Here is a 26,995-nt window from a genome sequence, read left to right on the forward strand (position 1 = left end):
TATGGATTAATAGAACATCCTTTACCAAACTTATGTTCCTTAAAGATAATTATTTTATAGGATATAGTGTACTGATAATCAATATATTGATCCCGAATTTGTTGTGGTTTTGAAATATTTTTTTGGCTTCAAAAAAACAGGATTCTGGCAGGATGGGTTTGGCTCTTTCTCGAGCAGAAATTAGAGCGTTTTTACGTCAGAAATCGTCGGAATCCAGCCCCGTCGCCCATCCGATAAACGAATGAATTCGTGGGCGGCAGCAGTCCCCAGTACATCAATAGTTGTTCCCTTGGGAAGCGTATCCACTACGGCTTCCGTCAGGCTTTTCCGGAAGATTTCTATCGTCGTAAGTTTCCGTCGACTGAGCCGTTTATCCGTAGGCTGGATACTGCTGGCGAGTACATATCCTCGCTGGCCTTCGGGCATTTGTACGCGGAAGTATCCCTTGGTGGCCGCTTCCACCCATACGATCGCGTGTCGGGGCAGCCGCTGACGGGTGGTACGCGATGGGGGTAAACTACTGAAAAGGGCGGTCGCTTCCCGAGTTCGTAAGGTATCGGCGGATCGTTTGGAAACCGTAGCGGCGGGAAATTCCGGAGCCTGTACGTACGGGAGTGGATCAATCGCCCCGCCCGAGCGATAAATTCCAAAATGCAGGTGCGGAGCCGTCGTGATGGCGTTGCCCGTATTGCCAACCGTTCCCAGCGTATCACCCGCTTGTACACGTTGCCCGGACTGGACCAACTGCTGATCGAGGTGAGCGTAGTAGAGCGAGAGATTCAAGCCATCGGCGGAAAGATGTACGACGTTACCTCCCAGCGGATTCGTACCCGTGCGAGTGATGTAACCCGGTACCGAAGCCAGCAGGGGCGTGCCGCGTGGAGCAATGACATCAATTCCCTCATGTGAACGGGCTCCGCCATCGCGAGCGGCTCCCCAAAAGCTGATGATGTGCTGGGCGGATCGTCCCGCCACGGGGAAAGCCAGCAGGGGTTCTGTTCGTAAGCGAAGCGAAAACTCACCTTCGGGTTGTGAGAGCTGCGGTTGCAGGCGGAGCAAAAGCGGCGTATCGTCCGTCGCCTCCCAGCGGAGGATTCGGTTTTTTTCCGATACATACGCCAGACGTTGAGGCGAGGCATTTTCCCGGAGCTGAAACAAGTCGAGAAAGTACAGACTATCCGTACTGTTCAACTGAACTTCCAGCCGCCGACCCGCAGGTAGGATAAACTGGTACGTAAACACCCGCTGACCACCCGCCGGGAATACGCCGTCTTCCCGAAACGGCAGTGAAACAATCAACGAATCGTGGAGGGCCGTTTCGCCCGCATGAAGCCACTGCTGTACGGCTTCCGTTTCAAGCATGCCCTGTTTGCGTAAAGTCCGGACGTAGGTGTCACGGGGAGATTGTTCACCCAGGAGTCCCTGAATGACCGTACTTGGTTTATTACAGGCACTCAGCAAACCAAGCAGCAGCAGCGTGACCAGTGTAGATGATTTCATGGCTAGACTAAGGATAATCAGACGGGTATCCCAGAAAAGAGAATGCCAGAGGGAAAAGCCAAAATCAGGGTGGTTTTTTGGGCCAGACTAGGGATGCGTTCACCAGATCGCGTCTTTACAGCGAATGATGCTGTATCGATGCTATGAAGAAAATCCTTGTTTTGGCCAGTTTGCTGGTTAGTCTTTCGTTTCAAACCCTCGATTCCCGGAAGCAGGTCTTCCTGATTGGCGATTCGACCCTGGCTACTAAACCGAATCCACAAGACCCCGAACGGGGCTGGGGACAAATGCTGCCCGAATTTCTGGATGAGACCGTAGTGGTTCGTAATCACGCCGTTAACGGTCGCAGTACGAAAAGTTTTATCAACGAAGGTCGTTGGAAGAAGGTACTGGATGAGCTACACGCGGGGGACTGGGTGCTGATTCAGTTTGGGCACAACGATGAGAAAAAGGAGGATTCTACCCGATATGCCGATCCGCAAACGACGTACCGCGAAAACCTGACCCGTTTTATTCGGGAAACGAAAGCGAAGGGAGCCCATCCTATACTGATTACGCCCGTGATGCGTCGCCGGTTTGACGAAAAAGGAACGGTTCAGGATACGCACGGCGACTATCCGGCGGCAGTAAAAGCCGTGGCTCAGCAGCAGAAAGTACCTCTGGTGGATTTGCATCAAAAAAGCCGTCAATTGCTGCAAACCATGGGCGTAGAACCCTCCAAACGCCTGTTTTTGTGGTACATGCCCGGCTACTTTGCCAGTCGGCCCAAAGAAGTGAAAGACGATACGCACTTTTCAGCGTACGGGGCTGCTCATATGGCTGCTCTCGTGGCCGATGGCCTGCGGGAAGAAAAAACGGAACTGGCAAAAGCTTTGAAAAAGAGTCCATTCCAGGAAAAACTGGCCTACGAACTTCCCCAGATTTATCAGCCCGTTTTCCGGAAAGATACCTTTCGGATTGAAACCTACGGAGCCAAAGCCGACGGACAGACTCTGAATTCTACCGCCATCAATAAAGCCATTACAACCTGTAGTGAAGCCGGTGGGGGTACGGTGTTGGTCCCCTCGGGCTTGTGGTTAACGGGACCGATTGTCCTGAAAAACAACGTCAATCTGCACCTGCAACGCGGAGCTTTGCTGCAATTCAGTGATCGTAAAAGTGATTATCCGCTGGTGAAAACAACCTGGGAAGGACTGGACGCCATTCGTTGTCAGGCTCCCATTAGTGCTACCGACGTACATGACATTGCCATCACGGGCGAAGGTTTTATCGACGGAGCGGGAGATGGCTGGCGAGCCGTGAAAAAAAGCAAGTTGAACCCACCCGCCTGGGAGAAACTCGTGGCCTCGGGCGGTGTCGTAGATGGCGAAATCTGGTACCCGTCCGAGCAGTCACTCAAAGGGGCTAAAGTGAAAGGAGCGGTAAGTCTGGCGAATGGCTTTGATTTCAAGAAGTCCGAAGAAATCCGGGATTTTCTGCGGCCTAACATGCTGAGTCTGACGCGTTGCCAGAACATTCTGCTGGAAGGCGTTACCATTCAAAACTCACCCGCCTGGTGTGTTCACCCGCTGTTATGTCAGGACATTACGCTGAAAAACGTGACGGTACGGAATCCCTGGTACGCCCAGAATGGCGACGGACTGGATCTGGAATCCTGCAAAAACGCTCTGATCGACGGCTGCACCTTCGACGTAGGGGACGACGGCATCTGTATCAAATCAGGCCGCGATGAAGAGGGTCGCAAGCGGGGAGTACCGACCGAAAATGTCATTGCCCGCAACAGTACGGTCTTTCACGCCCACGGCGGTTTTGTAGTAGGAAGCGAAATGTCGGGCGGTGCCCGGAATCTATTCGTATCGAATTGCTCGTTTCTGGGAACGGATGTCGGACTGCGGTTCAAAACTACGCGTGGTCGGGGTGGTATTGTGGAGGATGTGTTCATCTCCGATATTCAAATGACCCGCATTCCCGGCGAAGCCATCTTGTTTGATATGTACTACATGGCAAAAGATCCCGTTCCGCAGACGGGTGATAAATCCGAACCGCTGCCCATTGAAGCCAAGCCCATCAATGAAGGTACGCCGCAATTCCGTCGGTTTTTCGTTCGGAACGTGGTTTGTAAAGGGGCCGAAACGGGAATCCTCGTACGGGGTTTGCCAGAAATGAATATTCAGGATATTCTGATTGAAAATTCGGTAATCGAATCCAATAAAGGGTTGGTTTGTATTGAAGGACAGCGTATTACGCTAAAGAATGTACAGCTGCTGAGCAAACAGATGCCGGTCATGCAGGTACAGAATAGTCAGGCTATTACGCTGGATCGGATTGGGTATTCGCCTGCTTCTTCGCTCTTACTGAAAGTTTCGGGAGACCGTTCGAAACAGGTCGAATTGTTACATACGGATACTTCCAAGGCTAAAAAAGTACGGGAAGACGCTCGCTAAGGCGGACCTTCTGGATAGGAATGCCTTTCTTTGAGGCCGATTAACTCCGAGAATTATGGATCCGAAAGAATTACGTTTTGTGAAAGCTGATGACCTCTCCTGGGAAACCGTAGGTGAAGGCTTACGTCGGAAAGTACTCAGCTACGATTCCAATTTAATGATGGTTAGGGTGGATTTCGAGCGGGGAGCAGTAGGGACGATTCATCAGCATCCACATACGCAGATGAGCTACGTGGAAAGCGGTGTATTTGAAATCATCATCGGCGAAGAACGTCAGATGCTACAGAAAGGCGATGCCTACTACATTCCGCCCCACATGCCCCACGGAGCCGTGTGCCGAGAGGCGGGCGTACTGGTGGATGTATTCACGCCGATGCGGGAGGATTTTGTATAAAGTTGGTGCCACGGGTACCCATGCGGGGAACCCCATAGAAAAAGGGTTACGGAACACCTTCCGTAACCCTTTTTCTATGAGTTAAATAACCCTTACTTTGGTAATAAAGAAGTTAGGTGAGCTACAAACTCATCACTGTTATAATTAGCCATTCCTTCGTTCCGGTCTACAATCTTGCCGTTGGCATCGATCACAAACGTTACGGGAATCGCCTGCGTTTCAAATGCTTTCGGTAGCGGTCCGGTAGGAGCGTACACGGGAAATGAATACCCTTCTTTCTTGATAAAATCACGGGCGGCCTGAAGCTCCTCGTCTACGGTCAGCATCACAAATTCTACCGGTTTACCCTGCATTTTTTTGTACAGCTTTTCAATGTCTGGTAACTCCGCCCGGCAGGGAGGACACCAGGTCGCCCAAACGTTCATGAATACGACTTTCCCTTTCAGTTCCGAAAGATTGACTGTTTTGCCGTCAAGCGTTTGTAGCGGAAAATCACCCGCCTCAGTTGTGGCCGTTTGAGCTGGTTCCGCAGTCTTGTTTTCGGTGTTTTCAGCCTTGGGTGAACTCTGACAACCCGTCAGCAATAACCCGGTAATACAGAATAGCATCGCTAGTACCGACACCGTATTTTTTCTAAAGTTCATGAAACCATTAGTTATGTGCCCAGCTCATCGTCCGGGAGCAATTTCCTACCTACCTGTTACTTGCGTAAAGATAAGCAAACCCTACGGCTTCCGGGCTATTCTAGGTCATTACATCGCATCGACGGGCTGAGGATGGGTAGGCTTGGTTAGCTTGCCAATGGTAAGGCCCTGGGCGATGAGTGAGAATACTACCACGAAATAGGTGATGGATAGAAATAGTTCATTGTTTAGGTGACTGTCAATGGAAAGGGCCAGAGCTACGGAAACACCACCGCGAAGTCCACCCCAAACCAGAATTACCATCGATTGACGGTCGAGTTTTTCCCGAAAAGGAATAATGCGGGAAGGAACGGCGATGGAAATCCAGCGAGCCAGCAGCACAATCACGATGGCAATCGTACCCACCAGCCAGTATTTACCCAAATCAGGGATCAGAATCAGTTCGAAGCCAATGAGTAAGAACAGACAGGCATTCATGATTTCATCAATCAGTTCCCAGAATTTCTCCAGGTAATCCTGCGTAATTTCCGACATCGCCTGCGTCTTTCCGTAGTTACCAACCACTAAACCAGCCGCTACCATCGTCAACGGACCAGAAATGTGCATAGCCTGAGCCAGCAAATAACCACCCATTACCACTGCCAGCGTAATCATGACGGATACTTTATAGTCATCGATACGTTTCATGGATTTGGAAGCAATGAAACCCAGAATGAGACCGACCAGCAGACCACCGACTGCTTCCTTCACGAGTAATAACGAAATAGAGGCTAGTGAAAATTCCGTACTGCTTTCGCGGGCCATTTCCAGCAACGTCAGGAAAACAACGACGGCTACGCCATCATTAAAGAGCGATTCACCTGCAATTTTGGTTTCCAGAGATTTAGGGACACCCGCCGCTTTTAGAATACTCAGTACCGCAATGGGATCGGTAGGGGAGATCAAAGCTCCAAAGACCAGACACTGAATGAGCGGAATATCCATATGTAAAAATCCCAGCGTAAGGTAGAGCAATCCGCCCACGAGTAAGGTCGACAGAATAACGCTGATGGTGGAGAAAACAATAACGTAGCGTTTTTCTTCCCGCAAATCGCCAATGTGAATGTGAATCGCCCCGGCAAAAAGCAGGAAGTTCAGCATGGCTCCCATGAGAATTTCCTCCAGGTTGGCTCCTTTGATAAAGCGGGCGGCATCATCGAAAAAATGCGGCCAGAAGCGTCCAAAGCCTACCAGGAGAACGGAAGAAACCAGAGCCATGACCATGATACCAATGGTAGCGGGCAACCGTAAAAACCTAAGATTCAGATAGGAAAAAATAGCGGAAACAACGATAAGAACGGAGAAGGTGTAATACAATTCCATAGATACAAGGACGTTGGTATGTCTTAAAAAGTAACGTAGACGCTAGAAAGATGTTTTTTCGGGCGTACAGAATCGAGCCCTTTTGGGATTAGAAAATTTTAATGTTCGTTGGCGTAACCAATTCTTGAAATCCGTGCCAGATACCGTATTACTACGACTAAACGCTGGTTTTTCAAAGAAAGCCTATGAAAGAAAAACGGAGAAGTGGCAAGCCTTCGGTTACTAAAACTAAGACCGTATAAGAGATCCATAGGCTATGAATTAAGGAACGATCCTACAGAGAATGCCCGGAATTGCCGCAGGTTTTTGGGCTGATTCCTCTATCTTTGCCCCCCGAATTCCGTTTTCTCAAACTTCGATTTTTCGAAAAACCTTTTATGGCCGAACAACAGGAACCCGCTGGCTCGCTCAAGGACATCATCGCCCATGCCAAGGAGTACGGCTTTGTTTTCCCCTCCTCTGAAATTTACGATGGCTTACAGGCCGTATACGATTATGGTCAGTATGGCGTCGAACTGAAAAATAACCTCAAATCGGTCTGGTGGAAAGCCATGACGATGCTGCATGATAACGTCGTAGGAATTGATGCATCGATTTTCATGCATCCGCTTACCTGGAAAGCTTCCGGTCACGTGGATTCGTTCAACGATCCCATGATCGACAACAAAGACTCCAAAAAACGGTACCGGGCCGATCAATTGCTCGAAGCAAAAGCCGAAGAATACGCCAACAACGGTCATCCTGAACGCGGTGAAACCTTGCTGAACCGCATGGGTCGTCTGCTGGACGCCAACGATCTGGAAGGCGTACGCGAACTGATCATCTCCGAAGGTATTGTTTGCCCGGTTTCTGGTACCGATAATTGGACGGAAGTACGCCAGTTCAACCTGATGTTCTCGACCCAGGTTGGAGCCGTATCTGACGATGCCAGTTTGATTTACCTGCGTCCGGAAACGGCTCAGGGTATTTTTGTGAACTTCCTGAACGTACAGAAAACGGGTCGGATGAAAGTTCCCTTCGGTATTGCCCAAATTGGGAAAGCCTTCCGGAACGAGATCGTAGCTCGTCAGTTTACCTTCCGGATGCGGGAGTTTGAGCAGATGGAAATGCAATTCTTCTGCCGCCCCGGTACCGAAATGGAATGGTACGACAAGTGGAAAGAGACTCGGATGAAATTCCACCAGGCCCTGGGAATTCCAGCCAGTAAGCTTCGTTTCAAACCCCACGACAAGCTGGCTCACTACGCCAATGCCGCCGTGGATATTGAGTTTAAGTTTCCTTTCGGCTTCCGGGAAATGGAAGGTATTCACTCCCGTACGGATTTCGATTTGAAGAGCCATCAGGAGCTTTCAAAGAAAAAACAGCAGTACTTCGACAACGACCTCAACGAAGACGGCAAGCCGTACGGAAATTACATTCCATACGTAGTTGAAACGTCGGTTGGAGCCGATCGTCTGTTCCTGGCCGTACTGTGCAATGCGTATACGGAAGAAACCAGCGAAGACGGTAAAACCCGTACCTACCTGAAACTGCACCCGGCTGTGGCTCCCATCAAAGCTGCGGTATTACCCCTGGTGAAAAAAGACGGCCTACCCGAGAAAGCCCGCGAAATTCAGAATCAGTTGAAGTACGATTTCAACGTATTCTACGAAGAACGCGACAGTATCGGAAAACGCTATACCCGTCAGGATCTGATTGGTACGCCGTTCTGTATTGCCGTGGATTACCAAACGCTGGAAGACAATACGGTCACCATTCGTCACCGCGACTCAACCGAGCAGGAGCGTATTGCAATCGCCGATCTGAAAGCAAAAATCGGTCACGCCGTATCGCTGGAGCGGGTTTTAGAAAATTTATAATCGAGTTTAGTGAGACAGAGCCCGTATTCTTCAACGCAGGAATACGGGCTCTGTCGTAAATCAGAAAAAATGATTGTTGTACACGTTGAATCCGTACAGTCGGCCGATGCTCAGTTTTTACTAGCGGAAGCAGTACAAGAACTACAACGTCGCTACCCCGATTTTCCGGCGAATGAATATCATTCCGCCGAAGCTCCGGGTTCAGCCTTTGTCATTGCCCGCATCGAAGGAAAAGCGGTAGGGTGTGGAGCCCTACGACCTTATGTTCCGGAGGTAGTTGAAATCAAACGAATGTTTGTATTGGATAATTACCGTCGGCAGGGAGTATCCCGGCGACTGTTGGAAACGTTGGAGGAAGAAGCTCGTCGCCTGGGTTACCGTCGCGTTATACTGGAAACGGGCGTTCGGCAACCCGAAGCGATTGAACTGTATCGACGTACGGGTTACGAGCAAATTCCTAACTACGGCTATGATGGTGAGGATAGCTTGAGCGTGTGCTTTGGTAAAGACTTATAATGTTCTGGCACAGGTTTTTATAGTAAGCCATTTTTAGCTAGTATTCTTAGATTTTGAGGAATTTTGAGAAAAAAATGAGAAAAAAATAAAAAAAATAGTGAAAAATTTACTCTCAATATTCGCTTGAGGCAGTTTTTGGTAAGCCTCTGAACGTCAGCGATACTAATGTTAAATAAAAAAAGGAATACCTTAGAATAACCCGTAGTCAGGCCTTTCGGACATCCGAAAGGCCTTTTTCGTACCAGCCATTCTGCCTATCTTTAAGAACCTCATTGTGACAACAAACCGAATTTTATGCTAAGAAAAGTTCTTCTAGCAGGTTTTTTTACCTGCTTCCTGAATGTATCTTTTGCCCAACGAGCGGCGGTTGAACAGGAACCCAAAAGCACCCGACTGGAGCGTTATACCAACGACGTTCTGGACTTTGCCGAACAGCATTTGCACATTCGGTATCGGTCGGGTGGTACTACGAAAGGGGGTTTTGATTGCAGCGGATTCGTCCGGTTTTGCTTCAAAAACTTTGGAATGTTACTCCCTCATTCCAGTGCTTCCATGAAATCATTAGGGCACGAAGTCGCCAAGAAAGATTGCCAGCCCGGTGATCTGATTTTCTTCAAAGGTGGAAACTCGCACAGTAACCGAATTGGACACGTAGGTATTGTATCGGAGGTAAAAGACGGAAAGATTCGTTTCATCCACTCGGCTTACAATGGCGGCGTTCGTTTTGACTGGCTTGATCAGGAAAAGTACTACCAAACTCGTTTTTCGGGACTTCGCCGGGTTATTGGCGTACTGGATTTTCTTCCTTCTGAATCGTAACTAGTGTATACAGCCATAAAAAAGGCGATCGTTTCGAAAACGATCGCCTTTTTGCTTAGGTACGTATTGGTTAGGCCTGTTCGAACTGACGCAGGAAACGAACGTCATTTTCGGAATACAGTCGCAAATCCCGAACGCGGTATTTCAAGTTCGCGATCCGCTCGATACCCATGCCGAAGGCAAATCCTGTGTATTTCTTGGAATCGATACCGCAATTTTCCAGTACGTTCGGATCAACCATACCCGAACCAAGAATTTCTACCCAACCCGTTCCTTTACACTGATTCTGCGTTCCGCCGCAAATCCGGCAACCACCGGGGCGGTGCATTTCGCAGGAAATATCCATTTCTGCACTGGGCTCGGTGAAAGGAAAGTACGAGGGACGGAAACGAACCTGTACCTCCGAACCAAACAGCTCCTGGGCAAACTGATATAAGGTATCCTTCAAATCCTTGAAGCTCACATTCTCATCAATGTACAAGCCTTCGATTTGATGGAAAAAGCAGTGAGCACGGGCCGAAATGGCTTCATTGCGATACACGCGACCGGGCATAATGCTGCGTAAGGGTGGCTGCTGCGTTTCCATCAGCCGAACCTGGATATTGGAGGTGTGCGTGTGCAGCAGAATATCCTTACCGGGACCGTTTTTCTCGATGAAAAACGTATCCTGCATTTCACGAGCCGGGTGGTTCTCGGGAAAGTTCAGAGCCGTAAAGTTATACCAGTCTTCTTCGATCTCTGGTCCATCGGCTACGTTGAAACCCAAACGTTCAAAAATTTCGACAATACGTTGACGAATCAACGTAAGGGGGTGCAGACTACCCGTCTCGTTTGGAATCGTGGGTAGGGTTAAATCTACATCAGGTGTAACCTGTTGACTTTGAGAATTTTCCAGACGTTCCTGGGCAGCTTGGAAGGTCTCCTGAGCTAAATCTTTCAGGGAATTGAGTTCCTGCCCCATGGCCCGACGCTCTTCCGCAGGAACCGTTTTCAGTAATTCAAACAAACCTGCTACGGCTCCTTTACGGCCAACGTAGGCTATCCGGAAATTTTCTAGTTGTTCCTTAGTATCAATAGTATACGCCGTGATTTGCTGGCGAATTTCGTTGACTTGCTCTATCATGTCACAAAAATAACTTTTTGCTGGTTTGAATAGCCAGAGAATTTTTGTTTTTCGGGTAATACGTACAAATACCTAATTTTAAAAATAGAGTATATTTTACTGGTGTTTTATACTTAATTTTTTACACCTTTGTTTTGTACTTGAGTTACGTTTTATTCCTAATGCTAATACCATGTATCCAACCCCTTCTCTAGAATTTACTTCGAAAAACTGGACTGTACCCGAGGGTACGCTACCCGTCTTTGATCGCCGCGTTCAACACCTTCCTATGCAGGATATTATTCTGATCCAGGGAGATGGAAACTATACGCTGTTTTATTGCAGTAACGGCAAACGTATCATGGTTTCGAAAACCTTACGGGACTATGAAAAACTCATGACCGAAAGCAGTTCATTCTTCCGGATTCATAAATCGTACCTTATCAACCTAGCCTACGTACAGCGATATGACGTGAAAGGCGAAGACTGTGTATGGATGAAAGACGGTCAAATTATTTCCATTGCCCGACGTCGCAAACATCAGTTCGCGGCCTATATGAGGCAGTACTTGAGTCATTAAGTATATTTTACTGATTGACACTCAAATAGTACAGTAACGCAAAGAGCCGCTAACTAGTTAGCGGCTCTTTGCGTTACTGTAGAATAGTACTACATTCTAAACTAAAATACTTTCATGCCCAAAGTCACTTGCCAGTTTTTCGATTTCTGTTTGAAAGGATCGCTACCGTTGGGCGTACTGATATTTACAAACCGAACATTAGAAAGACTGTCTTCGTAACGAACGTCTAGCGAGAAGTTACCAATATCCAGGCCACCACCGAGCTGGTAACCCCAGGCAGCCTGATTAAACGTATCGCTCACACTACCTTGGGTATACTTGGTAATGGCTTCTTTGATACTCTCATTCGAGCCGATCAGAAAAGAAGCTACTGGACCCGCATTTACCCGAAGCGGACCAAATTTCAATCCCAGCAATACGGGCACATCAATGTTCTCGGTTTTTACCTTTACCTGCGTAGGACTGCCTACCGCTTGTCCATTGGCATCGATGGGTTGTACCAAATACGAACCTCCTTTACCTGTATACAGTACCTCGGGCTGTATATAGAGCGTTCGTCCAAAACGCATATAAATACCACCTACAAAACCAGTACGGGTATCTAGGCTTTGTTTGAGATTTTCCCGGAGCGTGGATCCACTATAGCTACCATTGGCTACAAAGTTGCCCGTTTTAAGTTGGGCTAAATTCGTTCCTGCTTTAATTCCCAGTTGAAACCAGGGTTTGTCGCTTTGGGCGAAGGTTGAAGCAGCCGACAGACAGAGAAAGCTGCATAGTAATAAGTACTTTTTCATGGATATAATGGTAATACGTTGAAGAACTATGGTAAAACGCTGTACCACCGGTGTTTTGTTATAGAAATGGTCCGAAACCTTTTCTGTATCCTTGTTTTTGAACGTTTTCTAGCGTAAATTACTAATCGGCAGAAAGCTAAAAACTGCCCGTTTACATCTCAATGGCGAAAGTAAAAACCTCTTATTTCTGTCAGAATTGTGGGTACCAGTCGCCCAAATGGCTGGGAAGGTGTCCTTCCTGTGGGGAATGGAATACGATGGTCGAGGAGATCATCCAGAAGTCGGAACCCGAAAAAGGCCGCTGGCGACCTGCTTCAGCGGGACCGAATATTGCCGCTCGTCCTAAAGCCATTACCGAAATTGATTACAGCGAACAACCCCGGGTATTGACCCCGGATGCTGAGCTAAACCGCGTACTGGGCGGAGGGATCGTTCCTGGCTCACTGGTACTGATTGGGGGCGAACCGGGGATTGGGAAATCCACCCTGATGCTGCAAATTGCTCTGAATCTACCGGGCATTCGGGTACTCTACGTTTCGGGTGAGGAATCGGATCAACAGATTAAAATGCGGGCTGAACGATTGGGGACGAATTCCGCCAACTGCTTCATTCTCACGGAAACGTCCACGCAGAATATATTCAAGCAGATCGAAAATTTCGAACCCGATTTATTGGTCATTGATTCCATTCAAACCCTGCAATCCAATCTGGTCGAATCCGGAGCAGGGAGTGTATCGCAGGTACGCGAGTGTACGGCGGAGCTGATGAAATTCGCGAAAGAGTCCGGAACGCCCGTATTTATGATTGGTCACATTACCAAAGACGGGAATCTGGCCGGACCCAAGGTTCTGGAACACATGGTGGACACGGTACTGCAATTTGAAGGCGATCGCCATTTGGCCTACCGGATTTTGCGAACGACCAAGAATCGCTTTGGCAGTACCTCCGAGTTGGGCATCTACGAAATGCAGGGGAGTGGGTTACGACAGGTAAGTAACCCTTCGGAAATTCTGATTTCCCAGCGGGAGGACGCCCTGAGTGGTATCACGATTGGTACCATGCTGGAAGGAAATCGGCCCTTGCTGATTGAAATTCAGTCATTGGTATCCATTGCCACCTACGGAACGCCCCAACGTAGTAGTACGGGCTTCGACGCGAAACGGCTGAATATGTTGCTGGCCGTTCTGGAGAAACGCGGTGGTTTTCGACTGGGGGCTCAGGATGTTTTCCTGAATATTGCCGGAGGTCTGAAAGTGGAAGATCCGGCTATTGATTTGGCCGTCTGTGCTTCGCTGGTTTCTTCGTACGAGGATATTGCGATTCCGGCTTCAGTCTGCTTTGCGGCGGAGGTAGGGTTGGGAGGCGAAGTACGGGCCGTAAACCGAATTGAAAATCGGATTGCGGAGGCTGAAAAACTGGGCTTTAAGGAGATCTGGGTTTCCCGCTACAACGCCAAAGGACTCGACCTGGATCAGTACAAAATCCGGGTACGAACGGCCTCTAAACTCGACGAAGTTTTCATTTCCTTATTGCGGTAACTTGAGTAAATCCTTGCCCGCTTCTTGACTTGCACGTTTTTTGACGGTAATAAGGGATTGGTAGTCAGTGAATTAATACGTCAACCAAACTTTATTGCCGTCATGAAATGTCTTCTTTATATCTGGTTTCTGAGCGGAACGATGAATCCGAACACCCAGGAAATGCTTACTGATTCGGGGGCTCAAGTGTTGAACGCCCGCGTGACCGAGGAAGTGGTACGCGTCGATCCTAGGGTTACGACCGTACGAACCGAGCGGCGGGCTCGCCTCGTTTATAAGAATGATCCCACCTTAGCAACAGCCTTTGCTTCGAAAGCCACCAAGATCGAACGAATCCCTGATTCACTACGCATATTGAAACCTAATCCTAAAGCTCAGGCCGAACCTAAAGATGCCTTTATGCGGGAAAAGCAGGATTGGATGGATCGGATTAGTCTCCAGTTAACGGAGCTTGATCAGGAAATTCAAATGGTACAGACTAACACACCACGTTCGGGCCGATTAAAGCAGTTAAAAAATTTACATCTGAAAACGCGGGAGAGCCATGAGGTAATGGACAAGGCTAATACAGCGGACCAATTACAGAAAGCGATTCGAAGTGTTAAACCGATTTTAGCCCAAACCAACCGATATTTATCCGCGGGCTAAGCGAAAAAGGCGTATGCGTTCGTTAGAAAGAGGCGATTTATTTTAAAAAGGAAATTCATCCATTCAAATGATCCTTTCTCCACTAATAGAAAAAAAAGTCAGTATTTAGGGAAGTCCGCTATTTTTGACTTAGCATTACGCACGTTTTTAACCAACATTAACCATGACTAAATTACGTATCTGGGCTGCTGCGGCGGCTTTGGTGTTAACATTGAACGCACAGGCTCAATCCGTTGATGAAATTGTAGATAAACACATCGCTGCTCGTGGGGGTGCTGACAAGCTTAAAGGCATCAAAACCTTGATCATCGAAAACTCGATGAGTATGCAAGGTATGGACATCCCGATGAAGCAGATGATTGCTACGGGTCGTGGCATGCGGATGGAAATCTCAGTGATGGGCAATGAAATGATTACAGCGGTAGACGGCGATAAAGGCTGGACCATCCGTCCTGCGATGATGGGTGGTACGGGTGAACCAGAAGACCTGCCTGCCGAACAAATCAAGAGTTCAGCCAGTCAGCTTGATCCCGGCGGACCGCTTTTTAACTACAAGGAAAAAGGCACGAAGGTAGAATTGGTAGGCAAGGAAAAAATGGATAAAAAAGACGCCTATCATCTGAAAATCACGACGAAAGATGGTACGGCTGTCGATTATTTTCTGGATGCGAATACGTACCTGCTGGCAAAGCAAATTGCACAGTTGAGTATGCAAGGTCAGGAAGTAAAGCAGGAAATGAATTTCTCTGATTACAAAGAAATTTCCGGCGTTAAATTTCCGCACACGATGGAAACGGCATCACCCATGGGCGGTGATATGACGATCATTACCAATAAGATTACGGTAAATGGTCCGATTGATGAAAAACTGTTCGCGAAGCCGACCAAGTAAGCCATATCATTTTCTGTAAAAACTTCCGTAGGACTACTTACGGAAGTTTTTTTTTGCCCAACCGTCCGTATGAATAAAAACAGTTTTGGCTGAAAAGGCGTATATGCAAAGGAGTAAATCCTACGTTAGCAGTATTCGAACCTTCACACTACATACGATGATGAAAAACTTTCTGTCGATCCTGGCCCTGAGCGTTTCATTGGGAGTCCAGGCCCAGAATTTCAATGGAATTGCCCATAGTAATGCCGCCGGTACGAACAAGGTGTACACGAATCCGGCCTTGATTGCGGGTTCACCTTACAAATTACACGTTAATCTTTTCTCGGGAGGAGCCAATATTTCCAATAACTATGCGGACTGGGTTGGCCCCTACAAATTAAACCGTCTCGTATTTGGCGGTATTCCTAACGCGTATCGGAATTCAGACGGAAGCCCTGCCCTCGAACCGGAGTACTTTCGGGAGAATCTGAACGGTAAACCCAAGGATGGTACGGGCTGGGCCGAAGTACGCGGTCCGGGCGTATTGATTGGGCTGGGCCGCAACCAGAGTATTGCGATCACGAGCCGGGCCCGGGCGTCCATTCAGGCTTTTGGTGTTTCGGAAAACTTTCTTTCGCTCGTTCGGCAGGGTTTCGATTTCGCTACCCTATGGAATATTACGAACGTAGATAATAAGTTTTCATTGAATGGGAATATCTACGGAGAATTGGCTTTCACCTACGCTGCTACCCTCATTGAAGACGGCCCTCATCAGTTGAAAGGAGGGGTTACCGTGAAAAAGCTGGTGGGTTTCTACTCGGCTCACATCCGAAATCGGGAATTGACGTACCGCGTTATTGAAGATCCTGAGCGGCCCGGTAAAGGACTTTTCGTGATGGATCGGATGGACGCGGATTTCGGCTATACTACTCAAGAGTCCATCAAAGACGGGGTAGGACTACGCAAGTTTTTAGGTAGTAAAATGCCGGGTTCCGGCTGGGGATTTGATGTAGGGATGGTCTATGAATTTAATCCGGATTATGACGAAGAACCCTACCGTCTGCGACTGTCCGCCGCTCTGATGGATGTAGGGTCAATCCGCTACGAAGATCGGTCCAAGATCAAAGGATACACCATTTTACGCACGAACCGAACGATTCAGGAAGAGGATTTTGCGAATATTAAAGGGAGTGATGAACTGGTACGCCTCATCGAAAGTAAAATGGAGCTGCAACCGAATGAGGCCAAAACTAGTTTTACTTCAGGATTACCGATGTCGCTGAATACGAATGCTGATTTACGGTTGAATTCATCCCTGTACGTAACGGTTTCGTACCTCAAGGATTTGCGAAATGTGAACGTATTATCGGCTCGTCAACCCACAGTTTTTTCAGTAGTGCCGCGTATTGAAACCGAGTCAGGGTTAGAGGTGGCCGTACCCCTCACCTGGATTTTTCAGACATTTTCACCGGGCTTGTCCGTACGATTGGGACCGGTTTTTGCGGGTACGGACAACCTGATTGGTTTAGTAAGTAATAGTCGGCGATTGGCTCCTAAAGGTATGGATGTATACGCTGGCTTAAGTATACCTTTGTTTAAGCGAAACGATCGTTAACAAATACCTACGCGTGCATTAATCAACGAACAAACCATGAAGATTGGAATAGTATTCTCCGGAGGAGCCGTACGCGGATTTGCTCATTTAGGGATTTTGAAAGCTCTTCAGGAAATGGGCATTTCACCGGATTATATCTCGGGGGTTAGTGCAGGAGCTATCGTGGGAGCATTTGCGGCCAGCAAAATGGAAGCCGAAGCTGCCTACGATTTAATTGAACGTAGTAATTATAAAAGCTACCTGAAATTGGCGTTTAGCCGGATGGGTTTTCTGAAGCTCGATCGGGTAGAAGACCTGATGCAAAAGCATCTACCCCATACGTTCGAAGAATTGGCTCTGCCGCTTAGCGTCAACGCCACGGATCTAACGACGGGTAATGAAGTATTTTTTAATTCTGGTCCTTTGCTCAAACCCATTCTGGCTTCCTGCTGTTTGCCGGGTATTTTTGAACCCGTATGGATTAACCAGCAGCAACTGATTGACGGCGGAGTACTGAATCAAATGCCTTACGAGCCGCTCGAAGCTCACTGCGACATACTAATTGGTTGCCACTGTAATCCGATTGGTGATCTGGAAAGTCCGATTACCTCTATGAAAGCCGTGGCCATGCGAAGTTTGTATCTGGCGATGGCGAAAGCTAGCCATTTCAAGTCCAAGCGTTTTGACGTATTCATCGAGCCGCCGCTCTTACAGAATTTCAACGTTTTTGATACCAAGAAATCCAGAGATGTTTTTCGCGTAGGCTACGAATACACGCATCAGATGGCTCCGGAACTGGAAAAACTGAGAGAACAATTGAGTTTTTAATGAAGAAGCCCCGAAGCAAGATTGCTTCGGGGCTTCTTCGTTACTTAAGACTTTTACTACTAATTGTACCCAGGATTTTGTACCAGCTGGCTGTTTACATCCGTTTCGCGTTGCGGGATCGGGTATACCAGATTGTTAGCATTAAAGGAGATTGCCCCAACTGAACGACGAGTACGCTTCAGATCGTGTAAGAGATGGCCTTCAAACATCAATTCTAATTTACGCTCTTTTAAGATTGCACTAAGCGTAAGACTAGTTGAAGTAAGGCTTGGCAAGTTTACCCGATTACGGATCAAATTAATATCCGCTAAAGGCGTTGCTCCAACGCTTGTATTGAGGCGGAAATTAGCTTCAGCCCGCGTCAAATACATTTCAGCTAAACGAATAACGGGAACGTTCGAGTAGATAGTACTGAACTTCTCCGTAAAGAAGTCGTCTCCATCCTGATAAAATAAATCCGCACGTTCATCTCCTTGTTCGTATTCATTAATATGATTGGTTGTTACGTAGATATCCCCTCTGGATTCAATCGAGTAGAAAGTACGAAGAGAATTGTCGCCATCCTGAGAAGTCACCTGTGTGGAAAAAATGTTCTCGGGAGAGTTCATGTTTACCAGGTTAAATGAAGCCGCATAATTTTGGTTCAGAGCATATTTGTTACTCTGAATAACGCGGTTAGCCGCGTCGCGTGCAGCCGCATAATTCTGCTGCATCAAATACACGCGAGACAGGATACCAGCGGCGGCCCATTTCGTTGCTTGACCAGTCATTTTACCTGAAGTGCTGGTCGAAGCTGCATCTGGTAACAGCGATTCGGCAGCTAGTAAATCTTCAAGAACCTTTGCATACACTTGTGCTACACTATTCCGGCTTACGTAGGAACCGTTGTTGATCTCAGTGGTAGGGGTGAGCACCAGTGGCACACCTGGATTAACGGTGTTATCGCCATCGCCCCAGGTTTTAGCAAACAAACGAACCAATTCAAAGTAGACACTGCCCCGGATAAACAAAGCTTCCCCCTGAATCCGGTTCTTTTTTGCTGCGTCAACCTTATCAATGTTCGCTAAGACGTTGTTACAGATGTTAATAGTTTCGTATGAATTTAGCCAGATGTTAGACCCATACAAATTATTGGTAAGAATTTTCTTATCATAAAACTGACCAGGGTCTACAAATGTACCAAGCCACTGTAGCTCGTTCGTAGCAGCAAGCAGGTCAGATGACATTTGAATCTGTCCTCCCCATACGTAGTACTCGCCTAGAGCATCATAAGCACCAATCAAAGCGGCTTCAACGTCCTTTGAGGTCGTCAGAGCAACGTCTTGGTCAATTGATTGAGTAGGAGCAATATTCAATTTATCTCCGCACGAGGACACCGTTAGAGTAATCGCCGCGAGAAGTATATAGGTGAAACGTGTTTTTTTCATTGAATTGAATGTTAAATATTCCTTCAACAGCATTAGAATCCAATTTGTAGACCAACCGTAAGCGTCTTTGCTTGGGGTGCCGAATAGAAATCTTGTCCTGCTGCAATATTTCCTGAAACAGCATCGGTGCTAACTTCAGGATCCCAACCCGTGTACTTGGTAAAGGTCAGTAGGTTTTGGGCCAGGAAGTACACGCGGAGCCGATCCACCTTTAAACGGTTCAGCACAGTTTTGGGAATCGTGTATCCTACAGAGACATTACGTAAACGCACGTAAGATGCATCCGATAAATAGCGACTGGATACAGCGGTACCATTCGCTCCAAACAACCGGGGTTGAGGCGTAGAAGCATTGGGGTTTTCTGGGGTCCAGTAATCTAATTCAGAAGCTAAATGATTATCGAAATAATCACCAGAAGCTCTTTCAAACTTACCGCCTGCCATATACACCTTATTACCAAACTGCCCGTTGAACAGGATGCTCAGGTCGAAACCCGCGTACGAGAAGGTGTTCGTAATCCCTCCAAACCAGGTAGGAAGAGGGCTTCCAACAAATACCCGTTGTGCTTCGTTCGGATCATTGGTTGTGGTACGATCACCTTCTGTATCATTTCGGTAGTAGAGGGCATCTCCATTCGCTTTATCTACACCCGCGTATTCAATCATATAAAAAGCTCCTAATGGCTGACCCGGATACGCTCGGTTAACCTGATCAAAACCACCCGTGATGGGGACAGGTTCTCCGGAAGGACTCTTATCGATTTCTACTACCCGGTTTTTGTTGTTCGAAATATTCAGGCTGGTCGTCCACTTGAAGGCTCCGACCAGGTTTTGGCTATTCAAAGTAAATTCGAAGCCTTTGTTTTGCATTTTACCCACATTTCGTACCTGGTCCGGAAATCCAGCCGTGCCTGGAACGTTTACCGACAGTAATAAGTCATTCGTGTTTTTAATGTAATAATCGATCTCCCCATTGATTCGGTTATTTAAGATTCCGTAATCCAGGCCAATATCTGTTTGGGTAGTAGTTTCCCATTTCAAATCCTGGTTTCGCAATTGACTGGGCGACTGACCAGCTACGCCAGCATAACCCGAAGAAGACCAGAGGCCTAAGGCAGGGAAGTTGCCAATTTCAGCATTACCCGTTAATCCATAACTAGCTCTTAATTTTAAGAAGCTCAGGGCTTTAGACTCCTGTAGGAACTTTTCTTCGCTAAGAATCCATCCACCGGAAATAGCAGGGAAGAATCCATATTTAGAATCGTTACCAAATCGGCTTGATCCGTCTACCCGACCGCTTAAGCCTACTAAGTATTTGTCAGCAAACTTGTAGTTAGCCCGTAGGAAATAAGAAAGGAACGAAAACCGGGTACGCGTGGAGGAACCTCCTGTGATATCCGCAGCGGAAGCAATTTGCCGGTATGCGTTGGAAGGAAATTGCTGTCCTTCCACAAAGTTTCCATCAATTCGGGTTTCCTGATAAGACATACCAAGCGTAGCCGTAATGGAATGAAGGTCGCCAATTGCTTTATTGAAACTGAAGTAGTTATTGGTGTTATAGTTCATGACCTGTGAGTAACGACTTTCTCCCAAGCCATTGGCAGCCCCTGATACGTTACGAACTGTTTGCGTACCGTAATAGGTGTTTTCGTTCTGATTCAACAGATCAACCCCTAGTTCAGAGCGGAAACTAAGCCATTTGGTAAAGTCTACCTGGCCATATACGTTGCTGATATTACGGAAAACTAAGGTCTTGTAATCCGAATATTCAGCGGATATGAACGGGTTGTAGTAGATAGGGAAGTTCGCCGAAGTTCCTGGAGGTGTACCTGAAATCAAGCCAGTCCGGGGATCAATCAACGGAGTGATGGGCGGAATAGCTACGGCCTGCATGGGCGTCGAGAAGGCATTGTCATTGGAAACGCGATTCTGTAAGGTCCGAGCCAAACTCATATTCATGCCGATCGAAAGCCAGTTGTTGGCCTTATGATCCAGATTAAGCCGGCCGCTAAAACGTTCCAGCGAGTTTTTGATCAGAATCCCTTTCTGATCCAGGTATTGACCCGAGATGTAAAATTTCGTCTTTTCATTACCCCCGGAAATGTTCAAATCCGTCTGACTGAAGGGAGCATCCTGAAAAGCGGCTCTTTGCCAATCATACGTAGCTTCGCCGGGAGTTGTACCGGCGGCTGAACGATTAATAATGGTATTGAGCGAATTAGTTGAGTTGGTATTCGCTGCAGCTACTCTAAAATAAGACAACCATTGCTCCGCGGTCATATAGTCACGGAGGCGGGTGGGCTTACTGGAGCCGTACTGGAAACCTACGTTGACGTTCGTTTTACCGGCTTTACCGCGTTTGGTAGTGATCAGTACCACGCCATTCGCAGCACGAGCTCCGTAAATGGCACCAGCTGAAGCATCCTTGAGGATTTCTAAGGATTCAATATCCTGCGGGTTCAAATCGGCAATCGGGTTGGTAGGGGCCGTATTATTGGAAAGGTTCTGCGTATTAATGGGAACGCCATCTACTACGTACAAGGGCTGGCTTGAAGCAGAAATCGATGAAGTACCCCGAACGCGTACCGAAATACCCTGCCCTAACTTACCATTTCCTTGGGTGATCTGCACCCCGGCTGCGTTTCCCTGCAGAGCCGCTTCAAAAGACGGGTTAGGAATATTTTCAAGTTTCTTAGAGTCAACCTTGGCAATATTTCCCGTTACGTCCCGCTTGATTTGCGAACCGAAACCTGTTACTACGACTTCGGTGAGTTCGCGGCTGTTTGAGCCTAGTTGTACATCAATCTGGGTCTGGTTACCCACGGCAATTTCCTGGGTAATCATGCCGATGAAACTGAAAACCAAGGTAGAATTATCCGGTACGGAAAGCCGGTACGTACCGGTAGCATCGGTATTAACGCCGCGGCTAGTTCCTTTGGCTTGAACGCTTACGCCAACTAAAGGGGTTCCGTCTTCTGAAGAGGTGACTTTTCCCGTCACGACTCTGTCTTGGGCAATTGTACTATAGCCGCTCAACAGTGCTCCGACCAGGAAACATAGATGTAACAGTCTTCTCATTATGGTTAAGAATTAGAATTGGAAATTCTTACAAAAGTATAAACAAATTCAAACAAAGCCTGAGCTTGCATACATATATAAATTTTAGAATAATGAGGGAGAACTTCCTTGTAGTACTACTGAAATCTTTTATTTATGATTAAAAATTAAATATTTTATTTGGATAATGCAATGTTTGGCAAGTGTGATAATTATTGTAATAGTTATATTCTAGCGACTGGATACGTGAGGTAGATAAATATACTTAGGTAGTGAACTTCTCTTGTACGATTCTAAGATGTAAGTTTCATAAATCCTAATGGCTCTCCTGAAAAATTAATTCAGTAGCTAACTTACCTCTTTGAATGAAAAATTACGCTTTCGCCCGGGACGAAATACAGAAGGAAGCCTAAGGAAAATGCTGACTTCTGGCGGAAGGTTCGTACTTTTGAATCGGACTCGTGGCGGAGCAGAATTTTCGCTATCTTTCTTATTTCTATGCTTTCCATCAATAACTTAAGTTTCTACTTCGGCAGTCGGGCGTTATACGACGAAGCCTCTCTTCATATTAAACCCAAAGATCGCATCGGATTGATCGGGGCCAATGGTACGGGTAAATCTACGCTCTTGCGGCTCGTTGTAGGTGAGTATACGCCCGACGGGGGTACGATTTCCAAATCCGGTGATTGTTCCATTGGCTTTCTCAACCAGGATTTGTTGAGTTACGAATCGAGTGAGTCGATTCTGAACGTAGCTATGCAAGCCTTCGAGCGGGAAATGGTGCTCCAGAAAAAGATCGACGAAGTGCTCCACGAAATGGAGACGAATTATCGGGATGAGCTCGTCGATAAGCTGGCTAAGTATCAGGAAGAGTTCGAAGCTCTGGATGGGTATACGATTCAGGCCAAAGCTGAAGAAATTCTCGAAGGTCTGGGCTTTAAAACCGAAGAGTTACAGGTACCGCTCCAACGCTTCTCCGGGGGCTGGCGGATGCGGGTAATGCTGGCAAAACTGCTTTTGCAAAAACCCAGCTTACTGCTGTTAGATGAGCCTACCAACCACTTGGACTTACCCAGTATCGAGTGGGTGGAAAATTACGTCCGTAACTACGAAGGAGCGGTCATGATTGTTTCGCACGACCGCTATTTCCTCGACAACTGTGTCAATATTATTGTAGAAGTATCGGGAGGGAAGCTCAATTATTACCCCGGTAACTATTCATTCTATATCGAAGAAAAAACACTGCGAAACGAAATCCAGCGGGGAGCGTACGAAAACCAGCAGGCCAAAATTCGCCAGACTGAACGCTTCATCGAACGCTTTAAAGCCAAAGCCAGCAAGGCTCGTCAGGTACAAAGCCGCGTGAAATCGTTGGAAAAACTGGATTTCGTGGATGAGGTCATCGACGATACCGCTCGAGTGAACTTCAAATTTACGCTGGCTACTCAGCCCGGTAAAAATATCTTCCAGCTCGAAGATGTTTCAAAGGCGTACGGCGAAAAACGTATTCTTACTCATACGGACGCGTACCTGGGTCGGGGTGATAAAGTCGCTCTGATCGGGGCGAACGGTAAAGGAAAATCGACGCTGCTGCGGATCATCGCCGGTACGGAATCCATTGAAGGAAAACGGCAGATCGGTCATAACGTGGCTTTCGCTTTCTACGCTCAGCACCAGCTGGAAGCGTTGAACATCGAGAATACACTCATCGACGAATTACGGGAAATGGGTACGGACAAAACGGAAGCTCAGTTACGGGGTATTCTGGGCTGTTTTCTATTCTCCAGCGACGACGTATTCAAGAAAATTAAAGTACTGTCAGGGGGTGAAAAATCGCGGGTAGCTTTAGCGAAAATGCTACTTTCGGAAGCTAACTTCCTGCTTCTGGATGAGCCGACCAACCACTTGGACATGATCTCAGTGAATATTCTGATCCAAGCCCTGCAACAATACGAAGGAACCTACGTGATTGTCTCGCACGACCGGTATTTCGTGTCGGAAGTTGCCAATAAAATCTGGTACATCGAAGACGAGCAGATCAAGGAATACCCCGGTACCTACGATGAGTACGTGCTCTGGCAACAGGAACGCGAGGCCATCCGCAAAGAGTCAGGTGCCGCCCGTACCGAAAAACCAGTCGAAGTAAAGGTGGCGAAACCACAACCTACGGTATCGGATACGGAGCGGAAACAATCCCAGCAAAAACTCAAAAAGTTACAGCAGCAAGTGGAAGAGCTGGAAGGTCAGGTTAGTAAGCTCGAAAAACAAAAAGCAGATACCGAAGCTCAACTGGCTGATCCGGAGATTTATCAAAATACGGTCAAGTTCAATGAGGTTCAGAAAGCATACGACCGGGTGAAACAGCAGCTATCCCAAGCTAACGACGCCTGGGAGTCGGCGATGATGGAAGTAGAATCCCTGGAAAAGCTGGCATAATCCTGCAGATTGATAAGAAATGCTGAGGATTCGGGTTTTAGCGGAGATACTTTGATCCACTAAAATGCGAGTCCTCAGCGTTTTTTTATACCCTTATGAAGCGAAAATCCTTTATGAAAGTGCTAACCTCATTTGTACTGGCAATCGGCCTTATTTTTCTGGTAAACCAATTGATTGCTCAGGCCCTGGAAAATAGTCGGCGGGAAGGACCGCTCCGCTACGAAGATTTTATCTACGATGCCTCCGTCAAAACGCCCTTGCTCTTTGCTACGGGTGCCGTAGTTAGCAACGACGTGCTGCAACCACCCGTACTGGACCTGAATCAGGGAGGAACCATGCGGCTAGAATTTGACTGGCTGGGCAAGGACCAACCGCAGTTTCGGGCCAAGATTTTGCATTGCAATGCCAACTGGCAGCCTTCGGCCCTGAACGACGTCGAGTTTTTACCCGACTTTAATGAATTTCCTATCTACGACGTCAAAGTAGCTCAGGGTACTAAAGTGGGTTACGCTCATTTCTGGCTGGATTTGCCCCGGGTGAAAGTGAGTGGAAATTACGTATTGGTAGTCTACAAGGGCCGCCGGGAAAGTGATGTTGTATTTACGCGGCGATTCATGGCTTTCGACCAAAAGGTAACCGTTGGGGGACGTGTCAGCTTTGCACAGGATATTCCGCGTCGCAATACGCATCAGCAGGTTGATTTTGCCCTGAAGTACGGAAATTATCCCATTCTGAATCCCAAGCAGGACGTGTATATCGTGATTCGTCAGAATTACCGCTGGGATCGTACCGTGGTGGGATTGAAGCCGTATATGGTTCAGGAGTTTGACCGCACGCTGGAGTACCGTTTCTTCAATAATGAAAACCTGTTTCCGGGAAGCAATGAGTTTCGGGTGTTTGACATTCGGAGTCGGCAGGTGAAGGGCATTAACGTAGCCCGACTGGATTTCAATCCCAATTTCAATGCGGCGTTTCTCTTCCCGGACGATGGACAGGCCGGAAAGTCGTATTTGCAGCAAAATGATCTCGACGGACTATTCGCCATCTCCACACGGGATGACTTTGGCGATCCAGACTATTTCCCCGTTACGTTTACCCTGCGTTCATCCGAACGGGAAGATGGAAAAGTGCCGTACGTAGTGGGAGGGTTTAATTTTTTCGAACTCTCGAAAGACAATCAGATGCACTATGAACCTTCGGCACAGGCGTATCAAGCTACGATTTTGTTGAAACAAGGCGTTTACAATTACATGTACGCCGTGCCTGAGGGAAATAAAGCAAATGAAGTACCCATTGAAGGGATGCATTCCATGACGCAGAATACCTACGAAATCTTCGTTTACCACCGCTCGCCCGGCAGTCGGGCCGATCAGCTGATTGGCTATCAGGTGATTCATAATTAAGGGAAACTTGTTACCTACAAAAAAGAGGGAGCTTCACTAAGCTCCCTCTTTTGGTAAATCCTGAATCACTGAAAAGCTACACGTTGAAACGGAAGTGCATAATGTCACCATCCTGTACCACGTATTCTTTTCCCTCAACCGCCATTTTACCAGCATCTTTGATAGCCGCTTCTGACTTATAATGATCGTAATCGGCCAATTTGATTACTTCTGCCCGGATGAAACCGCGTTCAAAGTCCGAGTGAATAACGCCGGCTGCCTGTGGAGCTTTCCAGCCCCGCTGGATCGTCCAGGCCCGTACTTCCTTCACACCTGCCGTAAAGTAGGTAATCAGATTTAACAGGGCGTAAGATGCCTGAATAAGCTGGCTCAGACCAGATTCTTTTAATCCATATTCTTCCAGAAACATCTGACGTTCGTCCAGATCTTCGATTTCGGCAATCTGAGCTTCGATGGCCGCACAGATGACAATCACCTGAGCGTTCTCTTCAGCTACGGCCGTTTTCAGTTGCTCAACCCACTCGTTCGTACCCTGACTCAGGCTGGCTTCATCCACGTTAGCTACGTAGATGACGGGCTTGATCGTCAGCAAGTGCAGATCGGCTACGGCTGATTTCTCTTCTTCCGATACCTCAACCGTACGGGCTGATTTACCTTGCTCCAGCGTTTTCTTAAAGCGGTAAAGAATTTCAACTTCGGCTTTTGCCTTCGCGTCACCGCTGGCACGGGCAGCTTTCTCGATACGTTGCAATTTCCGGTCTACAGCCTCCAGATCTTTTAACTGCAATTCGTAATCGATGATTTCCTTGTCCGATACTGGATTAACGCGTCCTTCGACGTGAACAATATTATCGTCATCGAAGCAGCGAATCACGTGAATGATGGCGTCTACCTCGCGGATGTTAGCCAGGAATTTATTACCCAGACCGGCTCCCTGACTGGCTCCTTTCACTAAACCAGCAATATCTACGAATTCAATGATTGTAGGAATTACTTTCTGCGGGTTAACCAGTTGTTCGAGCGTACGGAGGCGTTCGTCGGGTACTTCCACTACGCCTACGTTGGGTTCGATGGTACAGAACGGATAGTTGGCCGCTTCGGCCTTGGCACTCGATATCGCACTAAATAACGTAGACTTTCCGACGTTCGGCAAGCCCACGATTCCACATTGCAAACCCAT

21 protein-coding genes are annotated in these 26,995 nt (G+C 47.5%); 13 read left to right on the forward strand and 8 right to left on the reverse strand.

Going from position 1 to position 26,995, the window contains the following annotated elements; genetic code table 11:
- Window positions 1-180: 180 nt before the first annotated feature.
- The gene (locus tag C5O19_RS04570; RefSeq protein WP_104710104.1) at window positions 181-1,500 is read right to left on the reverse strand and encodes a M23 family metallopeptidase; all 1,320 of its coding nucleotides are present in this window, start codon (window positions 1,498-1,500) and stop codon (window positions 181-183) included.
- A 143-nt stretch (window positions 1,501-1,643) separates the two neighbouring features.
- Here C5O19_RS04570 and C5O19_RS04575 point away from each other — a divergent pair, with 143 nt between their 5' ends.
- Window positions 1,644-3,944: a glycosyl hydrolase family 28 protein gene (locus C5O19_RS04575; RefSeq protein ID WP_104710105.1), complete on the forward strand. Its 2,301-nt coding sequence runs from the start codon at window positions 1,644-1,646 to the stop codon at window positions 3,942-3,944.
- A 55-nt stretch (window positions 3,945-3,999) separates the two neighbouring features.
- Window positions 4,000-4,338: a cupin domain-containing protein gene (locus C5O19_RS04580; RefSeq protein WP_104710106.1), complete on the forward strand. Its 339-nt coding sequence runs from the start codon at window positions 4,000-4,002 to the stop codon at window positions 4,336-4,338.
- A 92-nt stretch (window positions 4,339-4,430) separates the two neighbouring features.
- Here the strand turns inward: C5O19_RS04580 and C5O19_RS04585 are convergent, their stop codons facing one another.
- Both C5O19_RS04585 and C5O19_RS04590 read right to left on the reverse strand, forming a co-directional pair.
- A complete protein-coding gene (locus tag C5O19_RS04585; RefSeq protein WP_104710107.1) occupies window positions 4,431-4,982 on the reverse strand; it encodes a TlpA family protein disulfide reductase in 552 nt (183 codons plus the stop codon).
- Window positions 4,983-5,090: 108 nt separating this feature from the next.
- Window positions 5,091-6,344 carry a cation:proton antiporter gene (locus tag C5O19_RS04590; protein ID WP_104710108.1) on the reverse strand — a complete coding sequence of 418 codons (1,254 nt, stop codon included), beginning with the start codon at window positions 6,342-6,344 and terminating at the stop codon, window positions 5,091-5,093.
- Between the two features lie 377 nt (window positions 6,345-6,721).
- On the opposite strand from C5O19_RS04590, the gene C5O19_RS04595 reads away from it, so the two are divergent.
- From C5O19_RS04595 to C5O19_RS04605, 3 genes are all read left to right on the forward strand, one after another.
- Window positions 6,722-8,203 (forward strand): glycine--tRNA ligase, encoded by a 1,482-nt coding sequence (locus C5O19_RS04595; RefSeq protein WP_104713890.1) that lies wholly within the window; start codon window positions 6,722-6,724, stop codon window positions 8,201-8,203.
- A 69-nt stretch (window positions 8,204-8,272) separates the two neighbouring features.
- Window positions 8,273-8,719 carry a GNAT family N-acetyltransferase gene (locus C5O19_RS04600; protein ID WP_104710109.1) on the forward strand — a complete coding sequence of 149 codons (447 nt, stop codon included), beginning with the start codon at window positions 8,273-8,275 and terminating at the stop codon, window positions 8,717-8,719.
- 294 nt (window positions 8,720-9,013) lie between these two features.
- Complete coding sequence (locus tag C5O19_RS04605) at window positions 9,014-9,538, forward strand: C40 family peptidase (protein ID WP_104710110.1); 525 nt, start codon at window positions 9,014-9,016, stop codon at window positions 9,536-9,538.
- 70 nt (window positions 9,539-9,608) lie between these two features.
- Here the strand turns inward: C5O19_RS04605 and pheS are convergent, their stop codons facing one another.
- A complete protein-coding gene (gene pheS, locus C5O19_RS04610) occupies window positions 9,609-10,661 on the reverse strand; it encodes a phenylalanine--tRNA ligase subunit alpha (protein ID WP_104710111.1) in 1,053 nt (350 codons plus the stop codon).
- 172 nt (window positions 10,662-10,833) lie between these two features.
- Here pheS and C5O19_RS04615 point away from each other — a divergent pair, with 172 nt between their 5' ends.
- Complete coding sequence (locus C5O19_RS04615) at window positions 10,834-11,220, forward strand: LytR/AlgR family response regulator transcription factor (protein ID WP_104710112.1); 387 nt, start codon at window positions 10,834-10,836, stop codon at window positions 11,218-11,220.
- Between the two features lie 101 nt (window positions 11,221-11,321).
- On the opposite strand, the gene C5O19_RS04620 is transcribed toward C5O19_RS04615, so the two are convergent.
- Window positions 11,322-12,014, reverse strand: coding sequence for a porin family protein (locus C5O19_RS04620; protein WP_104710113.1), 693 nt, complete (start codon window positions 12,012-12,014; stop codon window positions 11,322-11,324).
- 161 nt (window positions 12,015-12,175) lie between these two features.
- Here C5O19_RS04620 and radA point away from each other — a divergent pair, with 161 nt between their 5' ends.
- The 5 genes from radA (at window position 12,176) to C5O19_RS04645 (ending at window position 17,493) form a co-directional block, all read left to right on the forward strand.
- Entirely contained in the window at window positions 12,176-13,552 is a 1,377-nt protein-coding gene (gene radA / locus C5O19_RS04625; protein WP_104710114.1) for a DNA repair protein RadA, read from the forward strand.
- 102 nt (window positions 13,553-13,654) lie between these two features.
- The gene (locus C5O19_RS04630) at window positions 13,655-14,200 is read left to right on the forward strand and encodes a hypothetical protein (RefSeq protein WP_104710115.1); all 546 of its coding nucleotides are present in this window, start codon (window positions 13,655-13,657) and stop codon (window positions 14,198-14,200) included.
- A gap of 163 nt (window positions 14,201-14,363) precedes the next feature.
- A complete protein-coding gene (locus C5O19_RS04635; protein WP_104710116.1) occupies window positions 14,364-15,092 on the forward strand; it encodes an outer membrane lipoprotein-sorting protein in 729 nt (242 codons plus the stop codon).
- Window positions 15,093-15,249: 157 nt separating this feature from the next.
- Window positions 15,250-16,686, forward strand: a complete 1,437-nt coding sequence (locus C5O19_RS04640) for a DUF5723 family protein (RefSeq protein WP_104710117.1) — start codon at window positions 15,250-15,252, stop codon at window positions 16,684-16,686.
- Window positions 16,687-16,722: 36 nt separating this feature from the next.
- Window positions 16,723-17,493: a patatin-like phospholipase family protein gene (locus C5O19_RS04645; protein WP_104710118.1), complete on the forward strand. Its 771-nt coding sequence runs from the start codon at window positions 16,723-16,725 to the stop codon at window positions 17,491-17,493.
- A gap of 59 nt (window positions 17,494-17,552) precedes the next feature.
- Here C5O19_RS04645 and C5O19_RS04650 read toward each other — a convergent pair whose 3' ends face one another.
- Together C5O19_RS04650 and C5O19_RS04655 are read right to left on the reverse strand one after the other, a co-directional pair.
- The gene (locus tag C5O19_RS04650; RefSeq protein ID WP_104713892.1) at window positions 17,553-18,920 is read right to left on the reverse strand and encodes a RagB/SusD family nutrient uptake outer membrane protein; all 1,368 of its coding nucleotides are present in this window, start codon (window positions 18,918-18,920) and stop codon (window positions 17,553-17,555) included.
- 32 nt (window positions 18,921-18,952) lie between these two features.
- On the reverse strand, window positions 18,953-21,997 hold the full coding sequence (locus C5O19_RS04655; protein WP_104710119.1) for a SusC/RagA family TonB-linked outer membrane protein: 3,045 nt from the start codon (window positions 21,995-21,997) through the stop codon (window positions 18,953-18,955).
- 477 nt (window positions 21,998-22,474) lie between these two features.
- Between C5O19_RS04655 and C5O19_RS04660 the strand changes: the two genes are divergently transcribed.
- Both C5O19_RS04660 and C5O19_RS04665 read left to right on the forward strand, forming a co-directional pair.
- Window positions 22,475-24,412, forward strand: coding sequence for an ABC-F family ATP-binding cassette domain-containing protein (locus C5O19_RS04660; protein WP_104710120.1), 1,938 nt, complete (start codon window positions 22,475-22,477; stop codon window positions 24,410-24,412).
- Window positions 24,413-24,507: 95 nt separating this feature from the next.
- Window positions 24,508-25,815 (forward strand): type IX secretion system plug protein, encoded by a 1,308-nt coding sequence (locus C5O19_RS04665; RefSeq protein ID WP_104710121.1) that lies wholly within the window; start codon window positions 24,508-24,510, stop codon window positions 25,813-25,815.
- Between the two features lie 76 nt (window positions 25,816-25,891).
- Here the strand turns inward: C5O19_RS04665 and ychF are convergent, their stop codons facing one another.
- A complete protein-coding gene (gene ychF, locus C5O19_RS04670) occupies window positions 25,892-26,995 on the reverse strand; it encodes a redox-regulated ATPase YchF (protein ID WP_104710122.1) in 1,104 nt (367 codons plus the stop codon).

This window comes from Siphonobacter curvatus (assembly GCF_002943425.1).
Classification (GTDB): Bacteria; Bacteroidota; Bacteroidia; order Cytophagales; family Spirosomataceae; genus Siphonobacter; species Siphonobacter curvatus.

Excerpts from the sequence above, each read along its gene's own strand:
- C5O19_RS04570 (WP_104710104.1), bottom strand. The coding sequence starts at position 1,500 with ATGAAATCATCTACACTGGTCACGCTGCTGCTGCTTGGTTTGCTGAGT.
- C5O19_RS04575 (WP_104710105.1), top strand. The coding sequence starts at position 1,644 with ATGAAGAAAATCCTTGTTTTGGCCAGTTTGCTGGTTAGTCTTTCGTTT.
- C5O19_RS04580 (WP_104710106.1), top strand. The coding sequence starts at position 4,000 with ATGGATCCGAAAGAATTACGTTTTGTGAAAGCTGATGACCTCTCCTGG.
- C5O19_RS04585 (WP_104710107.1), bottom strand. The coding sequence starts at position 4,982 with ATGAACTTTAGAAAAAATACGGTGTCGGTACTAGCGATGCTATTCTGT.
- C5O19_RS04590 (WP_104710108.1), bottom strand. The coding sequence starts at position 6,344 with ATGGAATTGTATTACACCTTCTCCGTTCTTATCGTTGTTTCCGCTATT.
- C5O19_RS04595 (WP_104713890.1), top strand. The coding sequence starts at position 6,722 with ATGGCCGAACAACAGGAACCCGCTGGCTCGCTCAAGGACATCATCGCC.
- C5O19_RS04600 (WP_104710109.1), top strand. The coding sequence starts at position 8,273 with ATGATTGTTGTACACGTTGAATCCGTACAGTCGGCCGATGCTCAGTTT.
- C5O19_RS04605 (WP_104710110.1), top strand. The coding sequence starts at position 9,014 with ATGCTAAGAAAAGTTCTTCTAGCAGGTTTTTTTACCTGCTTCCTGAAT.
- pheS (WP_104710111.1), bottom strand. The coding sequence starts at position 10,661 with ATGATAGAGCAAGTCAACGAAATTCGCCAGCAAATCACGGCGTATACT.
- C5O19_RS04615 (WP_104710112.1), top strand. The coding sequence starts at position 10,834 with ATGTATCCAACCCCTTCTCTAGAATTTACTTCGAAAAACTGGACTGTA.
- C5O19_RS04620 (WP_104710113.1), bottom strand. The coding sequence starts at position 12,014 with ATGAAAAAGTACTTATTACTATGCAGCTTTCTCTGTCTGTCGGCTGCT.
- radA (WP_104710114.1), top strand. The coding sequence starts at position 12,176 with ATGGCGAAAGTAAAAACCTCTTATTTCTGTCAGAATTGTGGGTACCAG.
- C5O19_RS04630 (WP_104710115.1), top strand. The coding sequence starts at position 13,655 with ATGAAATGTCTTCTTTATATCTGGTTTCTGAGCGGAACGATGAATCCG.
- C5O19_RS04635 (WP_104710116.1), top strand. The coding sequence starts at position 14,364 with ATGACTAAATTACGTATCTGGGCTGCTGCGGCGGCTTTGGTGTTAACA.
- C5O19_RS04640 (WP_104710117.1), top strand. The coding sequence starts at position 15,250 with ATGATGAAAAACTTTCTGTCGATCCTGGCCCTGAGCGTTTCATTGGGA.
- C5O19_RS04645 (WP_104710118.1), top strand. The coding sequence starts at position 16,723 with ATGAAGATTGGAATAGTATTCTCCGGAGGAGCCGTACGCGGATTTGCT.
- C5O19_RS04650 (WP_104713892.1), bottom strand. The coding sequence starts at position 18,920 with ATGAAAAAAACACGTTTCACCTATATACTTCTCGCGGCGATTACTCTA.
- C5O19_RS04655 (WP_104710119.1), bottom strand. The coding sequence starts at position 21,997 with ATGAGAAGACTGTTACATCTATGTTTCCTGGTCGGAGCACTGTTGAGC.
- C5O19_RS04660 (WP_104710120.1), top strand. The coding sequence starts at position 22,475 with ATGCTTTCCATCAATAACTTAAGTTTCTACTTCGGCAGTCGGGCGTTA.
- C5O19_RS04665 (WP_104710121.1), top strand. The coding sequence starts at position 24,508 with ATGAAGCGAAAATCCTTTATGAAAGTGCTAACCTCATTTGTACTGGCA.
- ychF (WP_104710122.1), bottom strand. The coding sequence starts at position 26,995 with ATGGGTTTGCAATGTGGAATCGTGGGCTTGCCGAACGTCGGAAAGTCT.